The sequence below is a fragment of the Yoonia sp. KMU-150 genome (assembly GCF_056858355.1).
Genome location: NZ_JBXEQF010000001.1, coordinates 2,077,121 through 2,102,680, shown reverse-complemented (window position 1 = coordinate 2,102,680; position 25,560 = coordinate 2,077,121). Strand labels below are relative to the sequence as shown.

Annotated in this window: 24 protein-coding genes and 1 tRNA gene; 8 read left to right on the top strand and 17 right to left on the bottom strand. The window is 64.2% G+C overall.

What is annotated here, in order from left to right:
• Positions 1-8: 8 nt before the first annotated feature.
• The 7 genes from AC04PH_RS10370 to AC04PH_RS10340 are packed head-to-tail and all read right to left on the bottom strand — an operon-like array spanning position 9 to position 5,121.
• Positions 9-1,181: a molybdopterin molybdotransferase MoeA gene (locus AC04PH_RS10370; protein ID WP_483065667.1), complete on the bottom strand. Its 1,173-nt coding sequence runs from the start codon at positions 1,179-1,181 to the stop codon at positions 9-11.
• The gene (moaC, locus tag AC04PH_RS10365) at positions 1,178-1,654 is read right to left on the bottom strand and encodes a cyclic pyranopterin monophosphate synthase MoaC (protein WP_483065666.1); all 477 of its coding nucleotides are present in this window, start codon (positions 1,652-1,654) and stop codon (positions 1,178-1,180) included. Before moaC ends, AC04PH_RS10370 begins: the two co-directional genes overlap by 4 nt.
• Positions 1,655-2,467, bottom strand: coding sequence for an indole-3-glycerol phosphate synthase TrpC (gene trpC, locus AC04PH_RS10360; protein ID WP_483065665.1), 813 nt, complete (start codon positions 2,465-2,467; stop codon positions 1,655-1,657).
• The gene (locus AC04PH_RS10355; protein WP_483065664.1) at positions 2,464-3,108 is read right to left on the bottom strand and encodes a uracil-DNA glycosylase; all 645 of its coding nucleotides are present in this window, start codon (positions 3,106-3,108) and stop codon (positions 2,464-2,466) included. Before AC04PH_RS10355 ends, trpC begins: the two co-directional genes overlap by 4 nt.
• Positions 3,108-4,124, bottom strand: a complete 1,017-nt coding sequence (gene trpD, locus AC04PH_RS10350) for an anthranilate phosphoribosyltransferase (protein ID WP_483065663.1) — start codon at positions 4,122-4,124, stop codon at positions 3,108-3,110. Before trpD ends, AC04PH_RS10355 begins: the two co-directional genes overlap by 1 nt.
• Positions 4,121-4,543: a hypothetical protein gene (locus AC04PH_RS10345; RefSeq protein WP_483065662.1), complete on the bottom strand. Its 423-nt coding sequence runs from the start codon at positions 4,541-4,543 to the stop codon at positions 4,121-4,123. The genes trpD and AC04PH_RS10345 overlap by 4 nt, the downstream gene beginning before the upstream one ends.
• Positions 4,540-5,121 (bottom strand): aminodeoxychorismate/anthranilate synthase component II, encoded by a 582-nt coding sequence (locus tag AC04PH_RS10340; protein WP_483065661.1) that lies wholly within the window; start codon positions 5,119-5,121, stop codon positions 4,540-4,542. The genes AC04PH_RS10345 and AC04PH_RS10340 overlap by 4 nt, the downstream gene beginning before the upstream one ends.
• A gap of 155 nt (positions 5,122-5,276) precedes the next feature.
• Between AC04PH_RS10340 and AC04PH_RS10335 the strand changes: the two genes are divergently transcribed.
• Positions 5,277-6,953, top strand: coding sequence for a divergent polysaccharide deacetylase family protein (locus tag AC04PH_RS10335; protein WP_483065660.1), 1,677 nt, complete (start codon positions 5,277-5,279; stop codon positions 6,951-6,953).
• 99 nt (positions 6,954-7,052) lie between these two features.
• Positions 7,053-7,916: a hypothetical protein gene (locus AC04PH_RS10330; protein ID WP_483065659.1), complete on the top strand. Its 864-nt coding sequence runs from the start codon at positions 7,053-7,055 to the stop codon at positions 7,914-7,916.
• Between the two features lie 15 nt (positions 7,917-7,931).
• Here AC04PH_RS10330 and trpE read toward each other — a convergent pair whose 3' ends face one another.
• From trpE to fabI, 6 genes are all read right to left on the bottom strand, one after another.
• Entirely contained in the window at positions 7,932-9,443 is a 1,512-nt protein-coding gene (gene trpE / locus AC04PH_RS10325; protein ID WP_483065658.1) for an anthranilate synthase component I, read from the bottom strand.
• A gap of 11 nt (positions 9,444-9,454) precedes the next feature.
• Positions 9,455-11,308: a peptidylprolyl isomerase gene (locus AC04PH_RS10320; protein ID WP_483065657.1), complete on the bottom strand. Its 1,854-nt coding sequence runs from the start codon at positions 11,306-11,308 to the stop codon at positions 9,455-9,457.
• Positions 11,309-11,417: 109 nt separating this feature from the next.
• Positions 11,418-12,599 carry an aminotransferase gene (locus AC04PH_RS10315; RefSeq protein WP_483065656.1) on the bottom strand — a complete coding sequence of 394 codons (1,182 nt, stop codon included), beginning with the start codon at positions 12,597-12,599 and terminating at the stop codon, positions 11,418-11,420.
• A 124-nt stretch (positions 12,600-12,723) separates the two neighbouring features.
• On the bottom strand, positions 12,724-13,242 hold the full coding sequence (gene gpt / locus AC04PH_RS10310; protein WP_483065655.1) for a xanthine phosphoribosyltransferase: 519 nt from the start codon (positions 13,240-13,242) through the stop codon (positions 12,724-12,726).
• 66 nt (positions 13,243-13,308) lie between these two features.
• Complete coding sequence (locus AC04PH_RS10305; protein WP_483065654.1) at positions 13,309-13,923, bottom strand: LysE family translocator; 615 nt, start codon at positions 13,921-13,923, stop codon at positions 13,309-13,311.
• 7 nt (positions 13,924-13,930) lie between these two features.
• Positions 13,931-14,737 carry an enoyl-ACP reductase FabI gene (gene fabI / locus AC04PH_RS10300; protein ID WP_483065653.1) on the bottom strand — a complete coding sequence of 269 codons (807 nt, stop codon included), beginning with the start codon at positions 14,735-14,737 and terminating at the stop codon, positions 13,931-13,933.
• Between the two features lie 98 nt (positions 14,738-14,835).
• Here fabI and pdxH point away from each other — a divergent pair, with 98 nt between their 5' ends.
• From pdxH to AC04PH_RS10270, 6 genes are all read left to right on the top strand, one after another.
• A complete protein-coding gene (gene pdxH, locus AC04PH_RS10295; RefSeq protein ID WP_483065652.1) occupies positions 14,836-15,438 on the top strand; it encodes a pyridoxamine 5'-phosphate oxidase in 603 nt (200 codons plus the stop codon).
• Between the two features lie 115 nt (positions 15,439-15,553).
• Positions 15,554-16,078: a cold-shock protein gene (locus AC04PH_RS10290; RefSeq protein ID WP_483065651.1), complete on the top strand. Its 525-nt coding sequence runs from the start codon at positions 15,554-15,556 to the stop codon at positions 16,076-16,078.
• A complete protein-coding gene (locus AC04PH_RS10285; protein ID WP_483065650.1) occupies positions 16,075-16,539 on the top strand; it encodes a DUF192 domain-containing protein in 465 nt (154 codons plus the stop codon). Before AC04PH_RS10290 ends, AC04PH_RS10285 begins: the two co-directional genes overlap by 4 nt.
• 63 nt (positions 16,540-16,602) lie before the next feature.
• Positions 16,603-16,679, top strand: a tRNA-Pro gene (locus AC04PH_RS10280).
• 660 nt (positions 16,680-17,339) lie between these two features.
• The gene (locus tag AC04PH_RS10275) at positions 17,340-21,002 is read left to right on the top strand and encodes a vitamin B12-dependent ribonucleotide reductase (RefSeq protein ID WP_483065649.1); all 3,663 of its coding nucleotides are present in this window, start codon (positions 17,340-17,342) and stop codon (positions 21,000-21,002) included.
• A gap of 491 nt (positions 21,003-21,493) precedes the next feature.
• A complete protein-coding gene (locus AC04PH_RS10270) occupies positions 21,494-22,333 on the top strand; it encodes a hypothetical protein (protein WP_483065648.1) in 840 nt (279 codons plus the stop codon).
• A 6-nt stretch (positions 22,334-22,339) separates the two neighbouring features.
• On the opposite strand, the gene AC04PH_RS10265 is transcribed toward AC04PH_RS10270, so the two are convergent.
• From AC04PH_RS10265 to AC04PH_RS10250, 4 genes are all read right to left on the bottom strand, one after another.
• Positions 22,340-22,759: a cupin domain-containing protein gene (locus tag AC04PH_RS10265; RefSeq protein ID WP_483065647.1), complete on the bottom strand. Its 420-nt coding sequence runs from the start codon at positions 22,757-22,759 to the stop codon at positions 22,340-22,342.
• A complete protein-coding gene (locus tag AC04PH_RS10260) occupies positions 22,756-23,217 on the bottom strand; it encodes a GNAT family N-acetyltransferase (protein WP_483065646.1) in 462 nt (153 codons plus the stop codon). The genes AC04PH_RS10265 and AC04PH_RS10260 overlap by 4 nt, the downstream gene beginning before the upstream one ends.
• Before the next feature lie 97 nt (positions 23,218-23,314).
• Positions 23,315-24,592 (bottom strand): phosphopyruvate hydratase, encoded by a 1,278-nt coding sequence (gene eno / locus AC04PH_RS10255; RefSeq protein ID WP_483065645.1) that lies wholly within the window; start codon positions 24,590-24,592, stop codon positions 23,315-23,317.
• Positions 24,593-24,634: 42 nt separating this feature from the next.
• Positions 24,635-25,531 (bottom strand): DMT family transporter, encoded by an 897-nt coding sequence (locus tag AC04PH_RS10250; RefSeq protein ID WP_483065644.1) that lies wholly within the window; start codon positions 25,529-25,531, stop codon positions 24,635-24,637.
• Positions 25,532-25,560: the final 29 nt, after the last annotated feature.

Genomic DNA, 25,560 nt, shown 5'->3' with positions numbered 1-25,560 from the left:
CTTCGTTCCTAAAGCGGGATGAAATCCACCGGTGCACCGGCCGGTTGCGCCGGGTCACCGGGCGGGCGCACGACCAGCCCGTCGGCGGCGGCAAGACCGCTCAGCAGCACGCTGTCCTGCGCGGCAAAGACCGTCACGCCATCGGGACCAGATGCCGCGCGCATATAGTGTTCGCGCGGGCCGTTGGCGGGGACGGGCGCGGCGAGGCGGACGCTCTGCCGCGGTGTCGGTGCCGCGGGCAGGCCCTGCATCGCGCGCAGCACCGGCAGCACGAAAACCGTGCCGCAGACCATGGCCGAGACCGGGTTGCCGGGCAGGCCGATCAGCACCGCGTCGCCCATCCGGCCCGCCATCAGCGGTTTGCCGGGGCGCATCGCGATCTTGTAGAACGCGCGGTCGAGGCCGTGGTCGGCGGCGGCCTGTGCCACAAGGTCATGGTCGCCCACCGACGCGCCGCCGATGGTCAGCACCAGATCGGCACCGCTTGCAAGTTTCAGCACCGTGGCCAGCGCAGGCAGGGTATCGCGGGCGATGGGCAGCATCCGCACCTCTGCGCCGGCCTGTTCCAGCATCGCGGCCAGCCCGTAGCTGTTGGATGCGATGATCTGGTCGGGGCCGGGGGCCTCCCCCGGTTGCACGAGTTCGTCGCCGGTGGCGATGATCGCCACCACCGGGCGGCGGGCGACGGGCACCAGCGGAATATTCATCGCGGCCATCAGGGCCACGTCGCGGGGCGTGATCAGGCGCGGGGCGGTGATCGTATCACCAGTCGCGAAATCCTTGCCTTGCGCGCGCACGTAGGGTTGTTCGTCCAGGTCGGTGTTCAGCGTGATCGTGTCGCCGTCGCGCGTGACGTCCTCCTGAATGACCACGCGGTCGGTGCCATCCGGCATCGGCGCGCCGGTGAAGATGCGGACGGCCTCCCCTCTGGCGACCGTTCCGGTGAAGCGGTGGCCCGCCGCCGCCTCGCCGATCAAGTTGAATGCGGCACCCGGTGATGCTTCCTCGCCCCGGACGGCGTAGCCATCCATGGAGGCGGCGGCGAACGGCGGCTGGTCGCGTGTCGCCGCCACATCGCGGGCCAGCACACGGCCCGCGGCGGCGCGCAGTGGCACGTCCTCGGCGGGGAGCGGGGTGACGAGGGCAAACAGCGCGTCGAGCGCCTCCGCCACCGAAATCATGCGGTGAAGCGGCCCGATTTGCCGCCATCCTTCAGCGTCACGCGCAAACCGCCGATGACCATATCCTTCTGCGCCGCCTTGACCATGTCATAGACGGTGAGGGCGGCGGTCGATGCGGCGGTCAGCGCCTCCATCTCGACCCCTGTCTGGCCGGATGTCTTGACCGTGGCGGCGATCCGGATGCCGGGCAGATCGGTGTCGGGTGTCAGGTCCACCGCGACCTTGGTGATCGGCAGCGGGTGGCAGAGCGGGATCAGATCGGCGGTTTTCTTGGATGCCATGATGCCCGCCAGCCGTGCGATGCCCAGCACGTCGCCCTTGCCCGCGCGACCCTCCATGATCAGCGCCAAGGTGGCGGGCGTCATCGTGATATGCGCCTCTGCCGAGGCGATCCGGTCGGTGACCAGCTTGTCCGAGACATCGACCATATGCGCCTGTCCGTCAGCGTCGAAATGGCTGAGCTTTCCGGCCATCTAGAGGCCCCCGGCGGTCAGCGGATTGGCCAGCAGGTCGCGGGTGGCGGCGGCAACGTCGTCCTGCCGCATCAGGCTTTCGCCGATCAGGAAGGTGCGCGCGCCGTAGCGGGCCATATCGGCGAGGTCATCGGGTGTCGACAGCCCGCTTTCGGCCACGATCAGCCGGTCGGCGGGCACGAGTTTCGACAGCGTGCGGGTGGTGTCGAGAGAGGTTTCGAAGGTCTTGAGATTGCGGTTGTTGATGCCCAACAGCGGGGATTTCAGGTGCGTGGCGCGTTCCAGTTCGTCGGCGTCATGCACCTCGATCAGCACGTCCATGCCGTAATCCGTCGCCGCGTCCTCCAACTCCTGCGCCTGATCGTCGCTGACAGAGGCCATGATGATCAGGATGCAATCTGCCCCCAGCGCCCGCGCCTCGGCCACCTGATAGGTGTCGTACATGAAATCCTTGCGCAGCGCGGGCAGATCGACGACGGCGCGGGCGGCGGTCAGGTAGCTGTCGTCGCCCTGAAAGGACGGCCCGTCCGTCAGAACTGACAGGCAGGTGGCCCCGCCTTCGGCATAGGCCTGCGCCAGTGCGGGCGGATCGAAATCGGCACGGATCAGGCCCTTCGACGGGCTCGCTTTCTTGATCTCGGCAATCAGGCCATAGCCCTCGCGGGCGGCGGCATAAAGCGCCTTGGCAAAGCCGCGGGTGGGGCCAGCCTCCTGCGCGCGCGCCTCGACCTCGGCCAGTGGCACCTGCGTCTTGCGCGCGGCGACCTCTTCCAGCTTGTAGGCCTTGATCTTGTCGAGGATCGTATCGGTCATGCAGGGTCCGCCCAGTTGATCGGTTGTTCACCCCGATCCATAAGCCACCGGTTCACGGTTGAAAACGGTCTGGACCCGAAAAAGCCACCGTGCGCCGACAGCGGCGACGGATGGGCGCTGCGGAGGATCAGGTGATCGCCGTGAATATGGCGGGCGAACCCCTGCGCCGGGCCACCCCAGAGCAGGAATGCGCGCGGGCGGTCCGAGAGCCGGTGCAGCACCTGCGCGACAAGGATGTCCCACCCCAGTTTCGCGTGCGCCTTCGGCTGGCCCGGCGGGACCGTCAGCGCAGTGTTCAGCAACAGCACGCCCTGTTGTGCCCAGTCTGTGAGATCGGTGCGGGTTCTTTTTACATCAAGATCGCTGCGCAATTCCTTGAAGATATTACCAAGACTATCGAGCCGTCCGCCGAAATCATCGGGGATGGAAAACGCCAGCCCGTCTGCCTTTCCGGGTGTGTGATACGGGTCTTGACCGAGGATCACGACGCGGGTTTGATCCGGCTGGCACAGTTCCAGCGCGCGAAACGTGGCGTGGGGCGGCGGCAGGACGGGGCCGTTGATTTGCTCGGCGATGTCGGGCAGGTCTTGCGCGAAGAATTGCAGATTAGCCCAGTCGCCAAGGCGCGACGTGTCGAACATCAGGCGGCAGATGTCACGCGGGCGAGTGCTTCGACCGCTTTCAGCGCTGCCTTGCTGTCGATGGACTGCGCGGCCAGTGCGGCGCCCTCCTTCAGATCGGCCACCTTGCCCGCGACGACCAGCGCCGCCGCCGCGTTCAGCAGCACCGCGTCGCGGTAGGCGCTGTGCTGCCCGCCCAGCAGGGCACGGAAGGCATTGGCGTTGTCTTCGGGCGAGCCGCCGACGATATCGGTGAACGGGTGCACGGGCAGGCCGGCGTCCTCCGGCGTGACCTCGAACTCGTGCACAGCCCCGTCGCGCACGGCAGCGACCCAGCTTGTGCCGGTGATCGTCAACTCGTCGGTGCCGTCAGACCCGTGCACCAGCCAGGCGGATGTCGTGCCCAGTTGCAGCAGCGTGTCGGCCATCGGGCGGATCAGATCGCGGGAAAACGCGCCGGTCAGCTGCATCGTGACCCCAGCCGGATTTGTGAGCGGCCCCAGTATGTTGAAGATCGTTCTTGTTCCAAGTTCGGCACGCGTCGGCATCACGTGCTTGATCGCCGGATGGTGCATCGGTGCCATCATGAACCCGATGCCCGCCTCTGCAAGGCCACGCTCCACCACCTCCGGGCCGACCATGACGTTGATGCCCATCTGCCCCTGCACATCCGCGGTGCCGGACTTCGACGACAGGTTGCGGTTGCCGTGTTTGGCGACCGCCACTCCCGCGCCTGCGACGACAAAGGCCGTGGCGGTCGAGATGTTCAGCGTGTGCTTGCCGTCGCCCCCGGTGCCGACGATATCCATGGCCCCGGCGGGGGCTTTCACCGGCAGGCATTTGGCGCGCATCACGGCGGCGGCAGCAGCGTATTCATCGACCGTTTCACCACGCGTGCGCAGCGCCATCAGGAACCCGCCGATCTGGCTTGGGGTGGCGTCGCCCTCGAACAGGATTTCAAAGGCGGCCTCGGCCTGCGCGCGGGTCAGCGGGCCGTTGGCGGCGGCGTCGATCAGGGGCTTGAGGGTATCGCTCATTTATCTGCCTCCAGAACCGCTATGAGATGCTTGCTGTAGCGAAGACGACTCGCCGCGAACCAACGTGCGATTTCAGGCCAATGGCTGCGTTGGTTGTAGGCGGACTTGATGGTTCTGCGAAAATATCGGCCTTGGTCAACATCGCCGTCCGCTTCATAGCGGGCACCAAGCAATCGAAACAACGACTCTCTGTGTTGTCCCAAAATTGCCGGTATCGGATCGCGATCGGTGTAGAGGGGGCGGCGCAAGAATACCGACGAACTGTCCCAGCCAATACTGAACACCATGATAATTTCGCCATCTTCAGTAACGTCGACAGCCGCGTTGCTGTCGCGATAAACATGGACACCCTGCAAACCGTCGGAGTCCAATATTTCTGCCCAAAAAGCCCGCCGTTGATGTTCGTCGTCGTCACTCATGCCGCCACCTTCATCGTGTCGAGGAAGTTCTGCAGCAGCTTGTGGCCATGTTCGGACTTGATGCTTTCGGGGTGGAACTGCACGCCGTGGATCGGCAACTCGCGATGTTGCAGGCCCATGATCGTGCCGTCTTCCAGATCGGCGATGATCTCTAGGCAATCGGGCAGGCTGTCGCGATCAACGGTCAAGGAATGATAGCGCGTCGCGGCGAAGGGCGAGGGCAGCCCCGCGAAGACGCCTTTACCAGTGTGGCGCATCTGACCCATTTTGCCGTGCACGATCTCGTGGCAGCGGACGACGGTGCCGCCGAAGGCCTGACCGATGGTCTGGTGGCCCAAGCATACGCCCATCAGCGGCGTGCGGGTTTCGGCGGCGGCTTGTGTCAACGCCAGACAAATGCCCGCCTGTGCCGGATCGCAGGGGCCGGGGGACAGCAGGATCGCCTCCGGCCGCAGGGCCATGGCCTGCTGCACATCCAGCGCGTCGTTGCGTTTGACGACGACATCGGCCCCCAGTTCCCCCAGATAATGGACCAGATTATAGGTGAAACTGTCGTAGTTATCGATCATCAGCAGCATTGCGGGCCACATCCTGGAATTTGGGGCTACCGTCGCAATGCGCGGTCGCGGTATAGTCGCCGCCATACATGGGCCGGTCCGGGCAGGGGCGTCAAGGCCCGGAGGGTGGCAGCCGCCGCCTGGACACGAAAAGCAGGCGAAAAGGTACGGAGTTCATGAAGGGATTGTTTGCAGGGGCCTCCTGGGGCGTGGTGGTCGGCGGGCTGGCGATCGGCACCGCATCGCTGGTGAGCGAACAGCCTGCGGGCAACACGCCACCGGCCGCACCACAGGTGCGTGCGCCACAATCCGCCGATCAGGACACAGTCGAAAGCACGCCGCCCGCGCAGGTGGCCGTGACGGACGATGAGACCGAGATCGCGGCGCTGCCGCGGGTGACGGCCCCCGCCGACGCGCCCGACGTGCCCGCCGCCGATACCGCACCGGCTGCCCAGCCCGCGACCGGGGCCGTCACCGACACACCCGCCGCACCGCAGGAGGGCGCAGAGACCGCCGCACTGCCCGACGTAACGCCAGAGGACCCGGTGCTGCCGAACCCGCAATCCGTGGCCCCGCAGGTGCCGCTGCCCGAGGCCGATGTGGTGGTCGCGACCGATCCCGCCGCCCCGCCGCCCGCTGTCCTGGTGGTGGAGGATGTGCCCCGGGTGCAGCCCGCGGCACCCGATGCCGACACGGTGCCCGATACGTCGCTTGCTCTGGCCGATCCGGCTGTGACGCCGGACACCCCGTCGCAAGAGCCGGTGCAGCCGGATGCGCCTAGCGACGTGCTGGCACTTGCCGATACGGCATCCCCCGACGCACCGGTGCTGGTGATCGACCCCGCATTGCCGCAAGGACCCGAGACGGACATCGCCGACGGTCCCGTGACGACGCAGCCCGATACCGCCCCGGTCACGGGGGCATCCCCGACGGAGCCTGCGACGCCCACCGGCGACAGCACGCCGGAGATCGACCTGAGCGTGCCGGACGCACCTGTGGCGGAAGACGTTGAAGACCCCGATGAGGCCCCGGCGGTCGTGACCATCATCGCCGAGCCGACACCGTCGCTGCCCACGGGTGACAGTGGCGTGCGCGTGAACCGTCCGGCAGCGGATGAGACGGCCACAGCCGCGCCTGCGGATGCCAAAACCGCCCCCGAAGTCGACCCCGATCTGCCCGCGCTGCAACGCTATGCCATCGGGGCGGAGAACCCGGACGGCAAACCGCTCTTGTCCATCGTGCTGATCGACGACGGGCGCTTCGCCGGGGCGGTGCCCGCGCTGGCCGGAGTGCCGTTCCCGGTGTCGGTCATGCTGAACCCTTCCGACCCGGAGGCCGCCGCCAAGATGACCGCCTATCGCGCCGCTGGGATCGAGGTCGGCGTGCTGGCCAGTTTGCCCGAGGGCGCGCAGCCGTCGGATGTCGAGGTGTTCTTCGAGGCCGCCTTTGCCGGCCTGCCGGAGACTGTCGCGGTGCTGGACGCCGGGCAGGCCGGGTTGCAGGGCGGCGATGCGGATGTTGTGGCCCAGACCATCGCCGCCATCGCCGACGACGGGCGCGGGCTGATCACGGTGTCGCAGGGGCTGAATTCCGCCGTGCGTGCCGCCGACCGGGCCGGTGTCCCCAATGGCGTGATCTACCGCGATCTGGACGGCGAGGGGCAGGATGCCCGCGTCATTCGCCGCTTCATGGATCAGGCGGCGTTCCGGGCACGACAGGACAGCGGTGTGATCCTGCTGGCGCGGGTGCGGGCCGATACGATTTCGGCGCTAATCCTGTGGGGCACGGCGAACCGGGCCGGGCAGGTGGCGCTGGTGCCAGTGTCGGATGTGCTGCTCGCGACTGAGGAATAGATCATAGCGTTACTTTCGGGGCGTCACCCATCTGGGTTATGACAGCGTCTTTCCATCGGCCTAGCGTCGCTCTGTCTGCTATTTGATGGAGGGATTGCGATGAAGAGAGTTTTGTTTTGTACGGTGACTGCCGCTATGGTCGCGGGGTGCAGCGGCGGCGGTGGGTCGTCACAGGATATGATGGACGGCAGCGACCGTGGCCCGCGCCCGCAGATCATCGACGTCGATCTGGAGCGTCTGGCAGCTGCGAACGGGCTGACGGTAGAGCAGTTGCGGGCCATCCCGAACGTCGCAGAGCTGGAGCAGGGCGTTTACGGCGTGACGGTCGCGAATATCGCCAACCGCTTTGCCACCGACATCACCGCGGGCAATTTCACGGCTGGCGCTGATCTGCCCACGACGGCGACCACGCGCTATCAGGGTGCGATGCTGTTGCAGCAGGCAGGCACCAGCCGCGAGGCACAGCTGGACGACCTTGTCGAAAACAGCCTTGGCACGGGCCGCCCGTTCGGCACGTCCGGCGATGAGCCTTTGTTGGCTGTTCTGATCGGACAGGTCGGACTTGTGGCTGACTTTGCCGCGACCGAAGATCAGATCGACGGCGTGATCGCCGATATTCGTATTCAGGGAGGTGATGGGCTGCGCGGTATCCTCGATATGTCGGGCGATATCGACGCTGCGACCGGCGCGGTCGACCTTGGTATTTCGGGTGTCGTGGCCAGCACCACCGCGGGCGATGTGACATTCAGTGGCGGCGTCGACGGGAATTTCATCGACGGTGCAAGCACGCTATATGCAACCGGCGATGTCGCGGCCCGTGCGGGATCGGGCGGACAGGATTACGCCGCCACAATGCTGGCGGTCGACGATCTGTCGCAGTTTCCACCGTTTGAAGTCGCTCTTGACGGCGGTGGCACGCTTGTGATCGACGCCAGCGATTTTGCACTGGTGGACGCGCCCTGAGGCGGTCGCTGATACCTAGCCGTTGCCGGTGCCGGTGAACATCGCGGCGTCGGCGGCGGCCTTGCGGATCGCGTTCGATTTGTGGACGGTTTCCTGATACTCGGCTTCCGGATCGCTGTCATAGACGACGCCGCCACCGGCCTGGATATAGAGTTTTTCATCCTTCACGACCGCCGTGCGCAGGGCGATGCACATATCCATGTCGCCGTTGGCGGAAAAATACCCGCAACCGCCGCCGTAGACGCCGCGTTTCTCCGGTTCCAACTCGTCGATGATCTCCATCGCGCGGACCTTGGGCGCGCCGGAGACCGTGCCTGCGGGCATACCTGCGAAAAAGGCGGACAGCGCGTCCTGATCGTCGGCCAGTTCGCCCACCACGTTGCTGACGATATGCATGACGTGGCTATAGCGTTCGACGATGAATTGTTCCGTCGGGCGCACGGTGCCGATCTTGCTGACCTTACCAGTATCGTTGCGGCCCAGATCGAGCAGCATCAGGTGTTCGGCCAGTTCCTTTTCGTCGGCCATCAGATCGGCCTCGTTGGCGTCATCCTCTGCCGGGGTGGCACCGCGCGGGCGGGTGCCCGCGATGGGGCGGATCGTGACCTCCTTGCCGAACACGCGGACGAGGATTTCGGGGGATGCGCCGATCACCTGAAAACCGCCGAAGTTGAAAAAGAACATGAAGGGCGAGGGGTTCGTGCGCCGCAGGGAGCGGTAGAGCGCGAAGGGCGGTTCACGGAAATCCTGCACCCAGCGTTGTGACGGGACGACCTGAAAGATGTCGCCCGCGCGGATGTAGTCCTTCGCCTTCTCTACGGCATCGAGGTAGCCCTGGTGCGTGAAATTGCTGACAGGCTCTGCCGTGGCGCGGCTGTCGGACAGGCTGCGGCTTTCCAATGCCGCGGGGCGATCAAGCGCGCGCTGCGCGTCCATCACGCGTTCGGCGGCCTGCGCATAGGCGGCGCGCGCCGACAGGCCGGAGTTGGCCCAAGCGGGGGCGACGAGGATCACATCGCCCTTCACCCCGTCGAGCACGGCCACGACCGATGGGCGCATCATCACCGCGTCGGGCAGGCCCAGCGGATCGGGGTTCACGTCGGGCAGGTGTTCGACCAGCCGGATGGTATCATATCCCAGATAGCCGAACAGCCCGGCGGAGGCGGCGGGCAGGTCGGCGGGCAGGGCGATGCGCGATTCCGCCAGTAGCCCGCGCAGGGCGGTCAGGGGGTCGTCGGCGCACGCCTCGAAAGCGTCGGCGTCGAACCGGGCGGTGCGGTTCACGCGGGACGTGGCCCCGTGGCACTGCCAGATCAGATCGGGGTTCATACCGACGATGGAATAGCGCCCGCGGACCTCTCCGCCCGTCACGCTTTCCAGCATGAAGGCATCCTTGCCGGCACCCGCGAGTTTGAGCATCAGCGACACGGGCGTATCGAGATCGGCGGCCAGACGGGCATAGACGATCTGGTTTTCGCCCGCGTCATAGCCGCGCGCGAAATCGTCATAGGCGGGCAGAAGTGCCATGGCGGACCCCGTTACTGAAGGTAGGCGTGCACGGCGTTGATCGCCGCCTGATCCAGCGTGACTTCCGTGCGTTGCTGGACGGCGTTGGAGAACACGGTGAAGATGTCCTGCGCGATTCCGGCGGCGGCGGTATTGCCGACCTGTTCGAGGTTGGCGCTGGTTTCGGCCTCGTCCTGTGCGGCGGACATGCCGTTGAGGCGCACGATAATCGCGTTGTCACCAGACGGCAGGACCTGAATATCGCCCGGTTCCATGTCGAACACCGCCTGCGTGAAGGTCGGCGGCGTGCCTTCGACGAAACTGCGGCGCGACAGGGCCGGTTCATCCTGCTGATCCAGCCCAAGGCTGTCGAAGCCGGTCAGCGGGCGGATGCCGTCGGCGATCTCGCGGGCGCGGGCCAGAATGGCGGTGCGGGTCTGTTCCGCTTCCCATGCGGCGGCCACGTCGTCGGCGACCTCGTCTTGCGGGCGCAGGGTGGGGGGTGTGATATCGTCGAGGCGCAGCGCGAAGATACCGCCGTCCGCCAGTTCCTCGATCGCCGGAAAGGCACCGGGTTCGACGTTTGCGGCGGCGGCGCGGAATTCCTCGTAGGCGGCGATGTCATCGGTGCTGTCCGGCGTCCAGGCGATGGTGCCGAGTTCCAGGTCGGTGCGTTCGGCCAGATCCTCGAGTGCGGCACCGCCCGCGATCAGGTCGGTCATGCCGTCGCGCACATCCTCGATCACGCGGCGGGCGCGGGCGGTTGCGAGTTCGGCACGCAGATCGGCTGTCGCCTCTTCCAGCGAGACCTCTTCGGCAGCGAGCACGGCATTCATGCGAAAGATCGCGGGCCCCAGCGATGTGCTGAACGGCCCGACCACCTCGCCGGGTGCGGCGGCGAAGACGGCCTCGCCAGCGGCACCCAGTTCGTCCTGTCCCACATCGCCCATGTCGGCGTCGGAAAGGTCGAGGCCACGGTCGGCCACCAGCGTTTCAAAATCGGTCTCGCCCGCGGAAATCGCTTCGACCGCGGCTTCGGCCTGCGCCTGGTCGCCGAAGACCAGACGTTCGACCAGACGGCGCTCGGGGCGCTGAAAGTCGGCGATGCGGTCGTTATAGAGTTCTTCCACCGCCGCCTCGTCGATCTGCAGATCGTCGGCGATCATGTCGGGGGTCAGCCAGACATAGGTGATGTTGCGCACTTCTGGCGCGGTAAAGAGATCGGGGTTGGCGTCGTAGAAGGTGGTCAGGTCGTCCTCGGTCGGGCCGGGGAGCGGTTCCGTCAGCGCGGTCTCGTCCACCGTGGCCCATGTGATGTCGCGCCGTTCGGTGATGTAGCCCACCAGCGTTTCGGCATAGGCGTCAGGTGCGGGCACGCCGCCCACGACGGCACCCTGCAGCAGGGTGCGGGCGATTTCCTCGCGGATGCTGTTTTCGAATTCGGTTTCCGACATGCCGGTCTGTTGCAGGCTGAAGCGATAGGCCTCGCGGTCGAAAGACCCGTCCAGCCCCTGGAAACCGGGGATGCGCAGCACCTCGTCGCGGACCCTTTCGTCGCCCACGGAAATACCAAGCTGTGCCGCCTCGTTATCCAGCGCGCGAGCGCGGACGACCTCGCTCAGCACCGCCTGATCGACGCCGATGGCCTGTGCCTGCTGAAACGTCAGCGGCGTGCCGATCTGCGCCTCGAACTCGCGGATCTGGTCGGTCAGCGCGCGCTGGTAGGTCACCACGTTGATCGGCTTGTCGCCGACCTGCCCGATGTGGCGGATGTTGCCGCCCAGACCGCCTGTGCCGAAGCCCAGAAGGCCCACGAAAAGCAGGATCATGATGATCCAGACGCCGTAGCGGGGGCTTTTCTTGCTGTCGCTTTTCGCTTTGGCCATGGTGATCGGGCGCCTGTGCTGGGGGCTGGCGGGCCAGCCGGTCTGTCGGTCGGGAATGTGTAAGGCGCGTGTCGCGGGCGTGCAAGGCCGCGTGCCGTTCATTTATGCGCTAGAGGTCGAGGGCGGCGAGCCTTTCAAACAGCGTGGCGATGCCAGCCCGGTCGATATTGGCGAAGGCCAGCCGCAGGTGGCGCTGCCCCTCCGTTTGGTCCGCGGGCATGAACATCGTGCCGGGCAGGGCGAGTACGCCGGCCTCTGCCACCAGCCGCTGCGCCAGTTGGTCGGAGGCGATGGCGAAGGGATGTGCGACATAGGCGAAATAGGCGCCGCATCCCAGCAGCTTCCAGCCCTTGTCGGCCAGTGTCGGGAAATGATCATGGATCGCCGCGCGCCGGTCGAGGATTTCCAGACGTTCGCCCGCGAGCCATGTGCCGAGGTTGCGCATCCCCCAAAGGGCCGCGCGCTGACCCAGCTGGTTGGGGCAGATCGCGACGGTGTCGAGGAATTTCTCCGCCTCCGCCAGCAGATCGTAGGACGCGACGATGGCGCCGACGCGGTGACCGGTCAGCCGGTAGGCCTTGGAAAAGGAATAGAGGTGGATGAAGGTCTCGTCCCAACCCGCGTCCTGAAACAGGTCGTGCGGCGCGCCGGTGCGGCTGTCGAAATCGCGGTATGTCTCGTCGACGATCAGGCGTAGGCCACGTGACTTTGCCAGATCGCGGAAGGCGCGGATCAGCGTGGAGGGGTATTCGACACCGGCGGGATTGTTGGGGCTGACCAGTGCGATGGCGCGGGTGCGGTCGGTGATCAGCGCGGCGGCGGCCTCCGGATCCGGCAGCATGTCGTCGCCGCAGGGCAGGCCGACGCTGTCCACCCCCGCCATGTCGAGCCACATACGATGGTTGAAATAGTAGGGCAGCGGCAGGATCACCGCGTCGCCTTCGGTGCAGATCGCGGCGATGGCGGCAGCGAAGGCCTGATTGCAGCCCGACGTGATCGCCACATGATCGGGCGTGATCGTGCCGTCATAGGCCCGCGACCACTGCGCCGCGATTTCGGCGCGCAGGGCAGGCAGACCGAGGACGGGGCCATAAAGATGGCTCTCTGCGTCATGCTCGATCATCTCCGCCATGGCCTTGCGCAGCGGCGCGGGGGGCGGATCGACCGGGGCGGCTTGGCTCACGTTGATGAGCGGACGGTCGGCGGGGTGCGTGACGCCGTCGAGCCAGCGCCGCGCCTCCATCACGGGCGGAGCGAAGGTGGCGGTGGTGCGGCTTGTCTCGACTGGCATGGCTTGACCTCACGGAGCGGCTGCGCCGCACGACATTTTTTGGTTTGGGGGCGCTGCCCCCGCTGCCTGCGGCAGCCCCCCGAGGTATTTGCAACCCGAAGAAGACAAGGCAGGGTCGCGCGCGTCAATCCTTGCCGCGATAGGGTTCGACGTATTGCAGCGCCATGTCCCAGGGAAAGAAAATCCATGTATCCTGGCTGACCCCGGTGATGAAGGTGTCGACCTGCGGCTCGCCCGCCGGTTTGGCATAGACGGTGGCGAAATGCGCCTGCGGATACATCTCGCGCACCAGTTCCAATGTCTTGCCGCTGTCGACGAGGTCGTCGACGATCAGCACCCCGGTGCCGTCGCCCATCATCTCGGCGTCGGGGGACTTCAGGACTTTGGCGTCGCGCCGTTCGTCCGCCTTGCCGCCGCCGGAGTAGTAGGACATGACCGACACCGTATCGACCGTGCGGATGTCGAGTTCGCGCGCGACGATCATCGCGGGGGCCATGCCACCGCGTGTGATCGCCACCACGGCCTTCCAGCCGCCATCCAGCGGGCCCTTGCCGTCAAGCCGCCAGGCCAGCGCGCGGCTGTCGCGGTGGATCTGGTCCCAGCTGATATGAAACCCTTTTTCATGGGGCAGGCGATCGGTCATGGGCGGCTGTCCTTCGGTGTTTGCGGTGTCTTGGCTGTCGTTGGTCGGGTCATAAAGGCGGGCATCCTAGGGCAAGGCGATCTTGACGCCGAAACCCGCGATCAGGGCCCCGAACGACCGGTCGACCCAGGTCTTGGCCCGCAGATAGGCGGCGCGGGCGCGGGGCAGCGAAAAGACGCGCGCCACGAAGATGTACCAGAGCGTCTCGTTCACGAAAACGGCGGCGATGATCGCGGCCTTCCAGACCAGCGGCGTATCGGCGGGAACCAGTCCCACGAAGACCGCGCCGAAGAAGATCGCGGGTTTGGGGTTCGTGGCGAAGGTCAGGAAACCGAACCGGACCGCGGCCAGCGCCGACCGGGGGCGGGCGTCGCTGTCGGGCTGTTCCAGCGGATCGGCGGCGTGGCGCCACATCATCACCGCGATGAAGATCAGAAAGGCCGCGCCGATGAGTTTCATCGTCGTGAACAGCACCGGTACAAGTTCGAAGAGCAGTGCGATGCCCGCCATCGCCGCCGTGGCCCAGAGCACGGCCCCCAGGCCGAAGCCGAGCGCCAGCGCGCTGGCCACGCCGAACCCTTCCGCCGTCGCAACCCGCAGGGCCACGACGAAGGACGGCCCCGGGCTGATCGCCGCGGCCAGATGGATCGCGACGATGGAGGCGAAGGCGGCCAGTGTCATCCCAGCATCATTCCTTGGTCATGTCGGGCGCATCGACCGCTTTCATGCCGACCACGTGATACCCGCTGTCCACGTGCAGCACCTCTCCGGTGGTGCCGGATCCCAGATCGGACAGTAGATATAGGGCGGATTTGCCCACATCGTCGATGGTGACGGTGCGGCGCAGCGGCGCATTGTTCTCGTTCCATTTCAGGATATAGCGGAAATCGCCGATGCCGGAGGCCGCCAGCGTCTTGATCGGCCCGGCGGAGATCGCGTTCACGCGGATGCCGTCCTTGCCCAGATCCTCGGCCAGGTAGCGGACGGAGGCCTCAAGTGCGGCCTTGCACAGGCCCATGACGTTGTAATGCGGCATCACCCGCTCGGCCCCGTAATAGGTGAGCGTGAGGCAGGACCCGCCCGGCGCCATCATCTTTTCGGCCCTCTGCACCACGGCGGTGAAGGAATAGACCGAAATATCCATCGACATGGCGAAGTTTGCGCGGCTGGTATCGACATAGCGACCGCGCAGCTCGTTTTTGTCAGAAAATCCAATGGCGTGCACGATGAAGTCAATCTCGCCCCACTTGTCGTTCAGCGCGTCGAAAAGCGCGTCGATCGAGGCTTCGTCGCTAACGTCGCAGGGCAGGACGGTGTCCGACCCGACCTGTTCGGCGAGCGGCTGCACGCGCTTGAGCAACTGATCGCCTTGATATGAGAACGCAAGCTCCGCGCCGGCATCGGCGCAGGCCTTTGCGATGCCCCAAGCGATTGACTTGTCGTTGGCAAGGCCCATGATCAGGCCGCGTTTACCCTTCATCAAATCCGACGCCATCGTGAAACTCCTCGGCCATTCTTGCTGATATCATGGGTTTAGGCGATTGGGTGGGGGTGAACAAGAGAGACAAGCGGGCGCAACACAGAGGGCAGACCATGGACCGGACAGGAATTTTTGCAGGTGACGATCCGTTTGCGCTGACACGTGACTGGCTGGCCGAGGCCGAAAAGTCGGAACCCAACGATCCCAACGCCATCGCGCTGGCGACCGCGGATGCGCAGGGGCTGCCCAATGTGCGGATGGTGCTGCTGAAAGAGATCGAGGACGCGGCATTCGTGTTCTATACCAACTACGAAGGGCAGAAGGCGCAGGAGCTGGAAGAGAACGCGCAGGCGGCGTTCGTGATGCACTGGAAGTCACTGGCCCGGCAGGTGCGGGTCCGTGGCCATGTCATCCGCGAGGACGGGCCACAGGCCGACGCCTACTACAAGTCGCGTTCGCTCAAGAGCCGGCTGGGCGCCTGGGCGTCGCGGCAATCGCAACCTTTGCAATCGCGCGCGGCCCTGATGGCGGAGGTCGCCCGTGTGACCGCGCAGCATGGCCCCAATCCCGACCGGCCACCGTTCTGGGGCGGTTACCGGATCACACCTATAGAGATCGAATTCTGGGCCGATGGCGCGTTTCGGTTGCACGACCGCTTCCGCTGGTCGCGGAAAACCGCTGATGACCCGTGGTCAATTACCCGGCTGTGCCCATAATTTCACGCTTCGTGAATGGTAATGTCGTGTGTACTAGGTTAATCTACTGTCCTCTGGCGATCGTCTCAAGGTATCGCTCAGACATCGCATCAATACGCGACAAGACAGGAAAACAATGACAACGCACTCAAATGCCCCCGCCACGCATGTCGCGGGTTCGATCAAATGGTACGACCCGGCGAAGGGCTACGGGTTCATCGTGTCGGACGACGGCGGGCCCGATATCCTGCTGCATGCCAACGTTCTGCGGAACTTTGGCCAGGGTTCCGTCGCGGACGGGTCCGGTATCGAGATCATGGCGCAGAAGACAGAGCGCGGAATGCAGGCGGTCGAGGTGTTGTCGGTGTCGCCGCCGGTGGGCGACGGGCCGGCGCTGCGCGACATGCACGATGTGTCCCCCGATCAGGTGGCATCGACCCCGATCGAGCCTGCGCGCGTCAAATGGTTCGACAAGGCGAAGGGATTCGGATTCGCCAATGTTTTCGGAGACGCGGCCGACGTTTTCGTCCATATAGAAGTTCTGCGGCGCAGTGGCCTGTCCGACCTGCAGCCGGGCGAGGCCGTGGGCCTGCGGATGATGGATGGCGAGCGCGGACGCATGGCGATCGACATCGTGGTATGGGACGCGGCGAACAAATGAGAACGATCCTTGCGTTGGCCACCCTGATCGCGGGCCCGGGTGCGGTGCAAGCGGCATGTTCCGACGGGCGGGTGACCGTGGCTGGCGATTTCGGGCAGGCCCATTTCGCGGTCGAGGTCGCCGACGACCCGCAGGAACGCGCGCAGGGTCTGATGTTCGTGGAGGCGATGCCGATTCTGTCGGGGATGCTGTTCGTCTATGAGCAACCGCAGCGCGCCAGTTTCTGGATGCAGAACACGCTGATCCCGCTCGACATGCTGTTTGCCGGGGCGGACGGGGTCATCACCAAGGTGCACAGCGACGCCATTCCAGGCGACCGCACGTCGATCGACGGCGGCACGGATGTGAAATTCGTGCTGGAGATCAACGGTGGTCTGGCCGACCGGCTGGGCATCGCCGCGGGCGATGCGCTGCAGCACCCCGCCATCGGGCCGGATGCGGCGTTGCCTTGCGAAAATTAATCGCGGTTTGGGTTTAAATGGGGTTTTCAAACCAGGGTGACCGGACTAGATAAAGCCTCGGTCCGGGGCATAGCGCAGTCTGGTAGCGCATCTGTTTTGGGAACAGAGGGTCGGGAGTTCGAATCTCTCTGCCCCGACCATCAGGAAACGGCGCCCTTTTCGGGCGCCTTTCTTTTTTTTCGCACCCGTTTCCATGTCGTCCAACGCTGCTGCGGCTCGCGAATCCCGTGTGGGCGATTCTCCCGGATCGGCACACCAGATGTGGGGTTCGCAGGCGGATCGGCAGGCTAGACCGTGTGCTTTTTGTCGCGTCGGCCAAGGGTGTCACTGATCCGATCCCGTTGCGCGGAATTCAGCCGGGACTGCGGATAAAGTTGAGGCACTGGCTGAGCCTCCGGCGATAAATACCCTGTCGCAAAGCGTTTCTTGGAGACCGCCGCCAAGGACCCTGTCAGGTGGTTTTGTGGAAAACCGGGGGGATGAATCGGGGCCGTGCGCGGGCATCACGATCACCGCATCCGGTCAACAGATTTAATGAAAAATTTTGGTGAATTTTTCGTTGACCCGCGCCGCCCCGATACGTCAGGTTGTGCGGGCTGACGAAGACTGCACTAGATGTAGTGTCGGCGCGGGGACGAAACAAAAGCTGTTCTTAATGAAGCTGGCGGGTCTGCGGGTGGTGTAACCGCGCGGACAGCCGACCGGTCTCCCGTGCCTGATCAGCATCAATACCGGTGCCGCAGATTGGCATCGTTGGTTTCAAAAGGCCGCAACGACGGCACATCAGACGGGGCAGACGGATGAAAATCGAACGCAGTTTCACGACATCAGGACAAGACGCATACGCCGCATTGGCATTCCGGAGCGCGACCTCCGAAATCCGCAATCCGGACGGCAGCGTCGTGTTCAAACTCGATAACTGCGAAATCCCAGAAGGCTGGAGCCAGGTCGCATCCGACGTGATCGCGCAGAAGTATTTCCGCAAGGCAGGCGTGCCATCGGCGACGAAGCCCGTAAAGGAAAAGGGCGTGCCCGAATTCCTGTGGCGTTCGGTGCCCGCCAAGGACGCGACCTTCGGCGGCGAAACCTCGGCCAAGCAGGTGTTCGACCGTTTGGCGGGGGCCTGGGCCTATTGGGGCTGGAAGGGCGGCTATTTCACCACCGAGGAGGACGCACAGGCCTATTTCGACGAAATGCGCTTCATGCTGGCGACACAGCGCGCGGCCCCCAACAGCCCGCAGTGGTTCAACACCGGCCTGCACTGGGCCTACGGTATCGACGGGCCGGCGCAGGGGCACCACTACGTCGACTACAAGACCAAGAAACTGACGGCGTCGACAAGCAGCTACGAGCACCCGCAGCCGCACGCCTGTTTCATCCAGTCCGTGTCCGACGATCTGGTCAACGATGGCGGCATCATGGACCTGTGGGTCCGCGAGGCGCGCCTGTTCAAATACGGCTCCGGCACCGGCACGAACTTCTCGTCGCTGCGCGGCGAGGGCGAGCCGCTGTCTGGCGGAGGTAAGTCGTCGGGCCTCATGGGTTTCCTCAAGATCGGTGACCGTGCTGCCGGTGCGATCAAATCTGGCGGCACCACGCGCCGCGCGGCCAAGATGGTGATCGTGGATGCGGACCACCCCGACATTCAGGATTTCATCAACTGGAAGGTCATCGAAGAGCAGAAAGTGGCGAGCATCGTCGCAGGCTCCAAGATGCACGAGAAATACCTCAACGAGATTTTCGCGGCCATCAAGGCATGGGACGGGGCTGAAGCCGACGCCTACGATCCAAAGGTGAACAACGGCCTGCAAGCCGCTGTGCGTGCTGCAAAAAAGGTGATGATCCCCGAAACATACATCAAGCGCGTGCTGGATTACGCCAAGCAAGGCCACACGAGCATCGAATTCCCGACTTACGATACGGATTGGGATTCAGAAGCGTATTCCAGCGTCTCCGGCCAGAATTCGAACAACTCGATCCGCGTCACGGATGCTTTCCTGAAGGCAGTCGAAAATGACGGCATGTGGGACCTGATCAGCCGTAAGACGGGCGAGGTCACGAAATCCATCCGCGCCCGCGAATTGTGGGAGCAGGTCGGCCACGCGGCATGGGCTTGCGCCGATCCGGGCATCCAGTATCACGACACGGTCAACGCCTGGCACACTTGCCCCGAAGACGGCGCGATCCGTGGGTCGAACCCATGCAGCGAATACATGTTCCTGGACGACACGGCCTGTAATCTCGCGTCGATGAACCTGCTGAACTTCTACAAGGACGGCGAATTCCAGGTCGAAGACTACATGCACGCGACACGCCTGTGGACCGTGACGCTGGAAATCTCGGTCCTGATGGCACAGTTCCCGTCGAAGGAAATCGCGCAGCGATCCTACGATTTCCGCACGCTTGGTCTGGGCTACGCGAACATCGGCGGGCTGCTGATGAACATGGGTTATGGCTATGACAGTGATGAAGGCCGCTCCATGGGGGCCGCGCTGACCGCGATCATGACCGGCGTGTCCTACGCCACCTCCGCCGAAATGGCGGGTGAGCAGGGACCGTTCCCAGGTTATAAGAAAAACGCCGATCACATGCTGCGCGTGATCCGCAACCACCGCAACGCGGCCTATGGCAAGACGGACGGTTACGAAGATCTCGACGTGAAACCCGTCGCTCTGGACCACGCCAACTGCCCCGACCAGCGCCTGACAGCACTTGCGACCGAGGTCTGGGACGAGGCGCTGCGCCTTGGTGAAAAGCACGGCTACCGCAACGCGCAGGTATCCGTGATCGCACCAACCGGCACCATTGGCCTGGTCATGGATTGCGACACGACCGGGATCGAGCCAGACTTTGCGCTGGTGAAATTCAAGAAACTGGCCGGTGGCGGCTACTTCAAGATCATCAACCAGTCGGTGCCCGCAGCCCTTGATACGCTCGGCTATGGCTCGGCCCAGATCGAGGAGATCATCGCCTACGCGGTCGGTCACGGCTCCATGGGGCAGGCGCCTGCGATCAACCATACGTCGTTGATCGGACACGGCTTCGGTCAGGCGGAACTCGACAAGGTCGAGGGCGCGCTGAAATCCGCGTTCGACATCCGCTTCGTCTTCAACCAGTGGACGCTGGGCGAGGAATTCTGCCAGAAATCGCTGGGCATCCCGGCTGAAAAGCTGAACGATCCGACCTTCGATCTGCTGCGCCACCTTGGCTATTCCAAGCAGGACATCGACGCGGCCAACGACCATGTCTGCGGCACCATGACGCTCGAAGGTGCACCACACCTGAAGCAAGAGCACTACAGCGTGTTCGACTGCGCCAACCCCTGCGGCAAGAAGGGCACGCGCTATCTGTCGGTGGACAGCCACATCTATATGATGGCGGCGGCGCAATCGTTCATCTCGGGCGCGATTTCCAAGACGATCAACATGCCCAATGATGCGACCATCGAGGACTGCCAGAAGGCCTATGAGCTGTCGTGGTCGCTGGGGGTGAAGGCCAACGCGCTGTATCGCGACGGCTCCAAACTGTCGCAGCCGCTGGCCGCTGCACTGGTCGAGGATGACGACGACGCGGCCGAAGTTCTGGAAAGCGGCAACGCCCATGAAAAGGCGACCGTGCTGGCCGAAAAGATCGTCGAGAAGATCATCATCAAGGAGGTGCAGAAATCGCACCGCGAAAAGATGCCGGAGCGCCGCAAGGGTTACACCCAGAAGGCCATCGTCGGCGGTCACAAGGTCTATCTGCGTACCGGTGAATACGAAGACGGGAACCTTGGCGAGATCTTCATCGACATGCACAAGGAAGGCGCCGGATTCCGCGCGATGATGAACAACTTCGCCATCGCCGTGTCCGTAGGCCTGCAATACGGCGTGCCACTGGAGGAGTTCGTGGATGCCTTCACCTTCACCAAGTTCGAACCCGCCGGCATGGTGCAGGGCAATGACAGCATCAAGAATGCGACGTCGATCCTCGATTACATCTTCCGCGAACTCGCTGTGTCCTACCTCGACCGGACCGATCTGGCGCACGTAAAGCCGGAAGGCGCATCCTTCGATGATATCGGGCGCGGTGTGGAAGAGGGCGTGTCGAACGTCGCCACTCCGTCCGAGGATGCCGCGACCCGCAGCCTAGAGGTGCTTAAGCAGATTTCCTCGACCGGGTATCTGCGCAAGCGGATGCCGCAGGAACTGGTCGTGCTGCAGGGCGGTGTCGGTGGTGCGGCCTTCGAAGGCGATACCGTGGCGGCACTCCAGACGCTGGTGCCGGATGTCGCGGTGGGCGACGTGGCGACGACCGCGCTGTCCAGCGGCACGATGGCCGTCAGCGGCATTTCGGCCCGCGACAAGGCCAAGATGCAGGGCTACGAGGGCGAGGCCTGCGGCGAATGCGGCAACTACACGCTGGTGCGCAACGGCACCTGCATGAAGTGCAACACCTGCGGCGGGACGAGTGGGTGTAGCTGAGGAGGTGACGATGAGAAAGTCTTACGTTGGCAAGTTCTCGACGACTAGCGGACAAGAGTTCCCTTCGAACCTTGAACTTTCAATTCACCAAAGAGGAAGTGCCTTGTCAGGTGCTGCAAACATGAAGTTGGATAGGAAGATTGCAACAGCGTTAGGCATGAGCGGTAGTTGCTCCTTCACCACAGATGATGGGGAGCGGTTCGAGCTAATTTGTTCGCGAGCCGATCTCGTCACCGGAAATGTGAGTTTGGTAACCAACGGAAGGTTTCCAGTCTAACACCAGAACCCGAGGTGGCCGAGGTCACCTTCGGCGCGGGTCGGGCCGCAGGCAAAAAACACGAGCGGTATATATATCGAGCCCGATCAGCGAAACTCAGGGGTCCCTTCGGGGGCCCCTTTTTTGTTGCGAGTTGATTCGAATCCGTCTCCGGTGCAGCATCATCCCCGTATTTGCGACGTGATTTCAGCAAAGCGATATGTGGAGACATGCCATGAGACTTGTTTGCCGGATTGCTGCCGGTGTCTGCGCGCTGGCGGTGCTGTCCGCCTGCGGCGGCGGATCGACCGGGGGGCATAATGTCGATACCATCGACCTTGACCCGACGTCCTATCTGACAGGGCCGGACGTGTTGACGTTTAACCGTGAGACATCGGAAGTCTCTGTCGGAACGCTCATCGCCTCGCAGGCCGGGGATGATGTGATAGCGCAAGGCAGTGGTGCCCGCCTGCAAGCCGATGAAAACGGGACGTTTCTGACCGCGCGGGCCAACCGTGTGCAGACCTATGCCTTCTATTCCGTCGGAAATAACTTCGGGACGAGCGGTCTCCACGGTGGCATTTACGGGCGCGCGACAGCCTTTGCGCTCGACCCGAATGCGTCTGCGGAATTGACCGGTGGCTATGCGGGGATGATGGTGTCGAACCTCGGTCTTGCGGGGCGACAGAACGTCAGCCGGTCCGTCGTTGGCGACGTCAGTATAACCATTGATCTGGCCGACGATGCGGTGCGCGGGGCGATCATCAACCGTAGGGCGACACTGTTGGACGCCCCCGGTTCCAGCGATGACCTCGGCGCAGTGGCGCTGAACATCGCTGAGCCCGATGCCGACGGTCGGTTTTCGGGGATTGCTGCGGCGGCATCCTCCACGATCAGTAATCAGATTTCGATCTTTCCATCAACCGAAGTCGTGAGTGCCGGAGAATTTGCAGGTGTTATCGGCGGACAGACAGGTGTGGGGCCAGAGGTTGCGGGCCTGCTGGGCCTCGACCATGAGGTTGTCGGCAGCACGCAGATTTTCGCGCGTGAGCGGGGCGTTTTCTACGCCGATTAGCGCCTGTCAGCGCGGAATGTCGAAGCCCGGTTCCGCGAGGTGAAAGCCTGCAAAGTCGAACCCCGGCGACACCGTGCAACTGACCAGCGTCCAGTCACCCGTGGTGCGGGCGGCCTGCCAATGGCCGGTCGGCACGATTCCTTGCGGCGTCTGGCCGGCCATAAGTTCGGGGCCGAGCGTGATGTCGCGGGCAGGGCCCGCCTCTGTTTCAGACACGGACAGCACCAGCGGCGCGCCCGCGTGCCAGAACCAGATTTCAGTGGCGTCTACGGTGTGCCAATGGCTCTTGCCGCCATCGCGGAGCAGAAAATAGATCGCCGTGCCGGTCGGGCGGCCTTCGTTTTCGGCCACCCAGGTCTGGCGATAGAAGCCGCCTTCGGGATGCGGGGCAAGGTTCAGATGGGCGATGATCTCGTCTGCGGTCATAGCCGGGCCTCGTAGAAAACCAGATGGGGCAGGGCATGCGCCGGAATGTCCTGATAGGGACCGCGCTGGACAAAGCCAAGCCGTTCGTAAAGCCGCTGGGCGGCGACCAATCCCCTGGAGGTGTCCAGAACGACGCGGGAAAATCCGTCGGCGCGGGCCTGCGCCATCAGCGCCGTGCACAGGTTGGCGGCAAGGCCCCGCCCACGATGATCGCTTTCCACAAAGACACGCTTGATCTCGGTCGTGGTGGTCGAGAGCCGCTGGCTCATGCCGCAACCGACGATGGTGCCGTCGTGGTCGGCGATCAGGATGATCCCGTCCGGGCGGGCATGACGGTGCGTCAGGTCGTCCATCAGCGCGCGGTAGGATTCTTCGGGGTAGAATGTCACCACCACGGCTCTGTCGGTCGCGCTGTGGTGCAGCAGTTCGTCACGATAGGCCCAACAGAGCCTGCGCACGGCGTTGAGGTCGGCGTCGGTCGCTGCTGGCGGATCAGGGTGTCGGGCATGGCGGGCTGGCCGCGTCCAGGGCGGTCGGACACGGCCCTGTTCGCCATCAGCCCTTGAGGATCGAGCGGCCGGCATAGACGGCGGTGTCGCCCAGCAGTTCCTCGATTCGGATCAGCTGGTTGTATTTCGCCAGCCGGTCGGAGCGCGACAGCGACCCGGTCTTGATCTGGCCGCAGTTGGTGGCGACGGCGAGGTCGGCGATGGTCGCGTCCTCGGTCTCACCGGACCGGTGGCTCATCACGTTGGTGAATTTTGCGCGGTGCGCCATGTCCACGGCCTGCAGCGTTTCGGTCAGCGTGCCGATCTGATTGACCTTCACCAGCATGGCATTGGCGCTGCCCTTTTTGATGCCGTCGGCCAGACGCGCCGGGTTGGTCACGAAGAGATCGTCACCTACCAGTTGCACAGTGTCGCCGATCTTGTCGGTCAGCATCTTCCAGCCGTCCCAGTCATCCTCCGACATGCCGTCCTCGATGCTGATGATCGGGTAGTCGCTGGCCAACTGCGCAAGATAGTCGGCGTTTTCCTCTGAGGTGAGCGATTTGCCTTCGCCCTTCATCTCGTACTTGCCGTTCTTGTAGTATTCTGTGGCGGCGCAATCGAGCGCAAGGTAGATATCCTTGCCTGGTGTATAGCCCGCCTTTTCGATGGATTTCATAATAAAATCAAGCGCGTCTCGGGTGGAGTTCAAGTTAGGGGCAAAGCCGCCCTCGTCGCCGATACCGGTGTTGTGACCGGCTGCGGAAAGTTCCTTTTTCAGCGTGTGGAACACCTCCGCGCCCATGCGGATCGCTTCCTTCACGTTCTCTGCCGCGACGGGCATGATCATGAATTCCTGGATGTCGATCGGGTTGTCGGCGTGTTCACCGCCGTTGATGATGTTCATCATCGGCACGGGCAGCGTGCGCGCGGATGTGCCGCCGATATAGCGGTAGAGCGGCTGTGCTGTGTATTCCGCCGCCGCCTTGGCCACGGCCAGCGACACACCCAGGATCGCGTTGGCCCCCAGACGCGATTTGTTCGGTGTGCCGTCCAGTTCGATCATCGCCATGTCGATGCTGACCTGTTCGGTCGCCTCGTAGCCCACCAGCGCCTCGGCGATTTCGCCGTTCACGGCGTCGACGGCCTGTTGCACGCCCTTGCCCATGTACCGGGCCTTGTTGCCGTCACGCTTTTCCACGGCCTCGTGCGCGCCGGTGGAGGCCCCGGACGGCACGGCGGCGCGGCCCATGGTGCCGTCGTCCAAGATCACGTCGACCTCGACCGTGGGGTTGCCCCGGCTGTCGAGGATTTCACGGGCGTGGATGTCGATGATGGTGCTCATGGGAGAAGGCTCCTGCAATGATGTTAGCGGTATCGGTTCGGTCTATAACGTGGGTTGCGGCACTTGGGAAGCGCGCCGCAGACGCGCCTCGCGCAGTAGCGTGTAGATGCCCGAGGCCACGATGATCGCGGCCCCCAGCAAGGTCAGCGCGTCGGGTCGTTCGCCGAAGGCCAGCACGCCGATGACCAGCGCGAAGACGAGCCGGGTATAGCGGAAGGGCGCAATCATCGACATATCGCCGATCCGCGTGGCACCAACGATGGCATAATAGGCCAGCACGCCGATGACGACCCCGGCGATCAGCCGCAGTGTGTCCAGCCCGGTCGGGATCAGAATTGTATCGCCGGTCACGCCCAGCCACAGCAGCACCACGCCGGTGCCGATGACCGTGACGAAGGCGTAGAACGAAACCTGCGGCGAGGAGATTTCCGGCGGCATCCGGCGCGTCGCCAGATCGCGCACTGCCAGCCCCAGAACGCCGACGACTGCCAGCAGCGATTTCGCGTCGAACCCCGCCATCCCGGGGCGGATGATCAGCAGCACGCCGCATAACCCGACGACGATCGCCAGCCACCGCCGCCAGCCTACGACCTCCTGCAAAAACAGCGCGGCCCCCAGCGTGACGACCAGCGGCGTCGCCTGCAGGATGGCCGAGGCGGTCGAGATCGGGGTAAGGGCGATGGCGCTGACGAACCCCATCGTGCCGATGAATTCGCCGAAGTTGCGCAGCAAGAGCGCGGGGTGGCGGATCACAGGCGACCACAGCACGACGCCTTTCATATTCGCGATCACGCCGAAGATCGCCGCACCGCCGATCCCGAGGCAGATGATGACCTGGCCCAGCGGCATGCCGCCGGCCATCTGCTTGATCAGCATGTCCTCCACGGCAAAGCCGAGCATCGCCAAGACCATCAGAATACTGCCGCGAAGATTGTCCATCGGTGCCCTGCAAACCGTCTCTGGTCCGG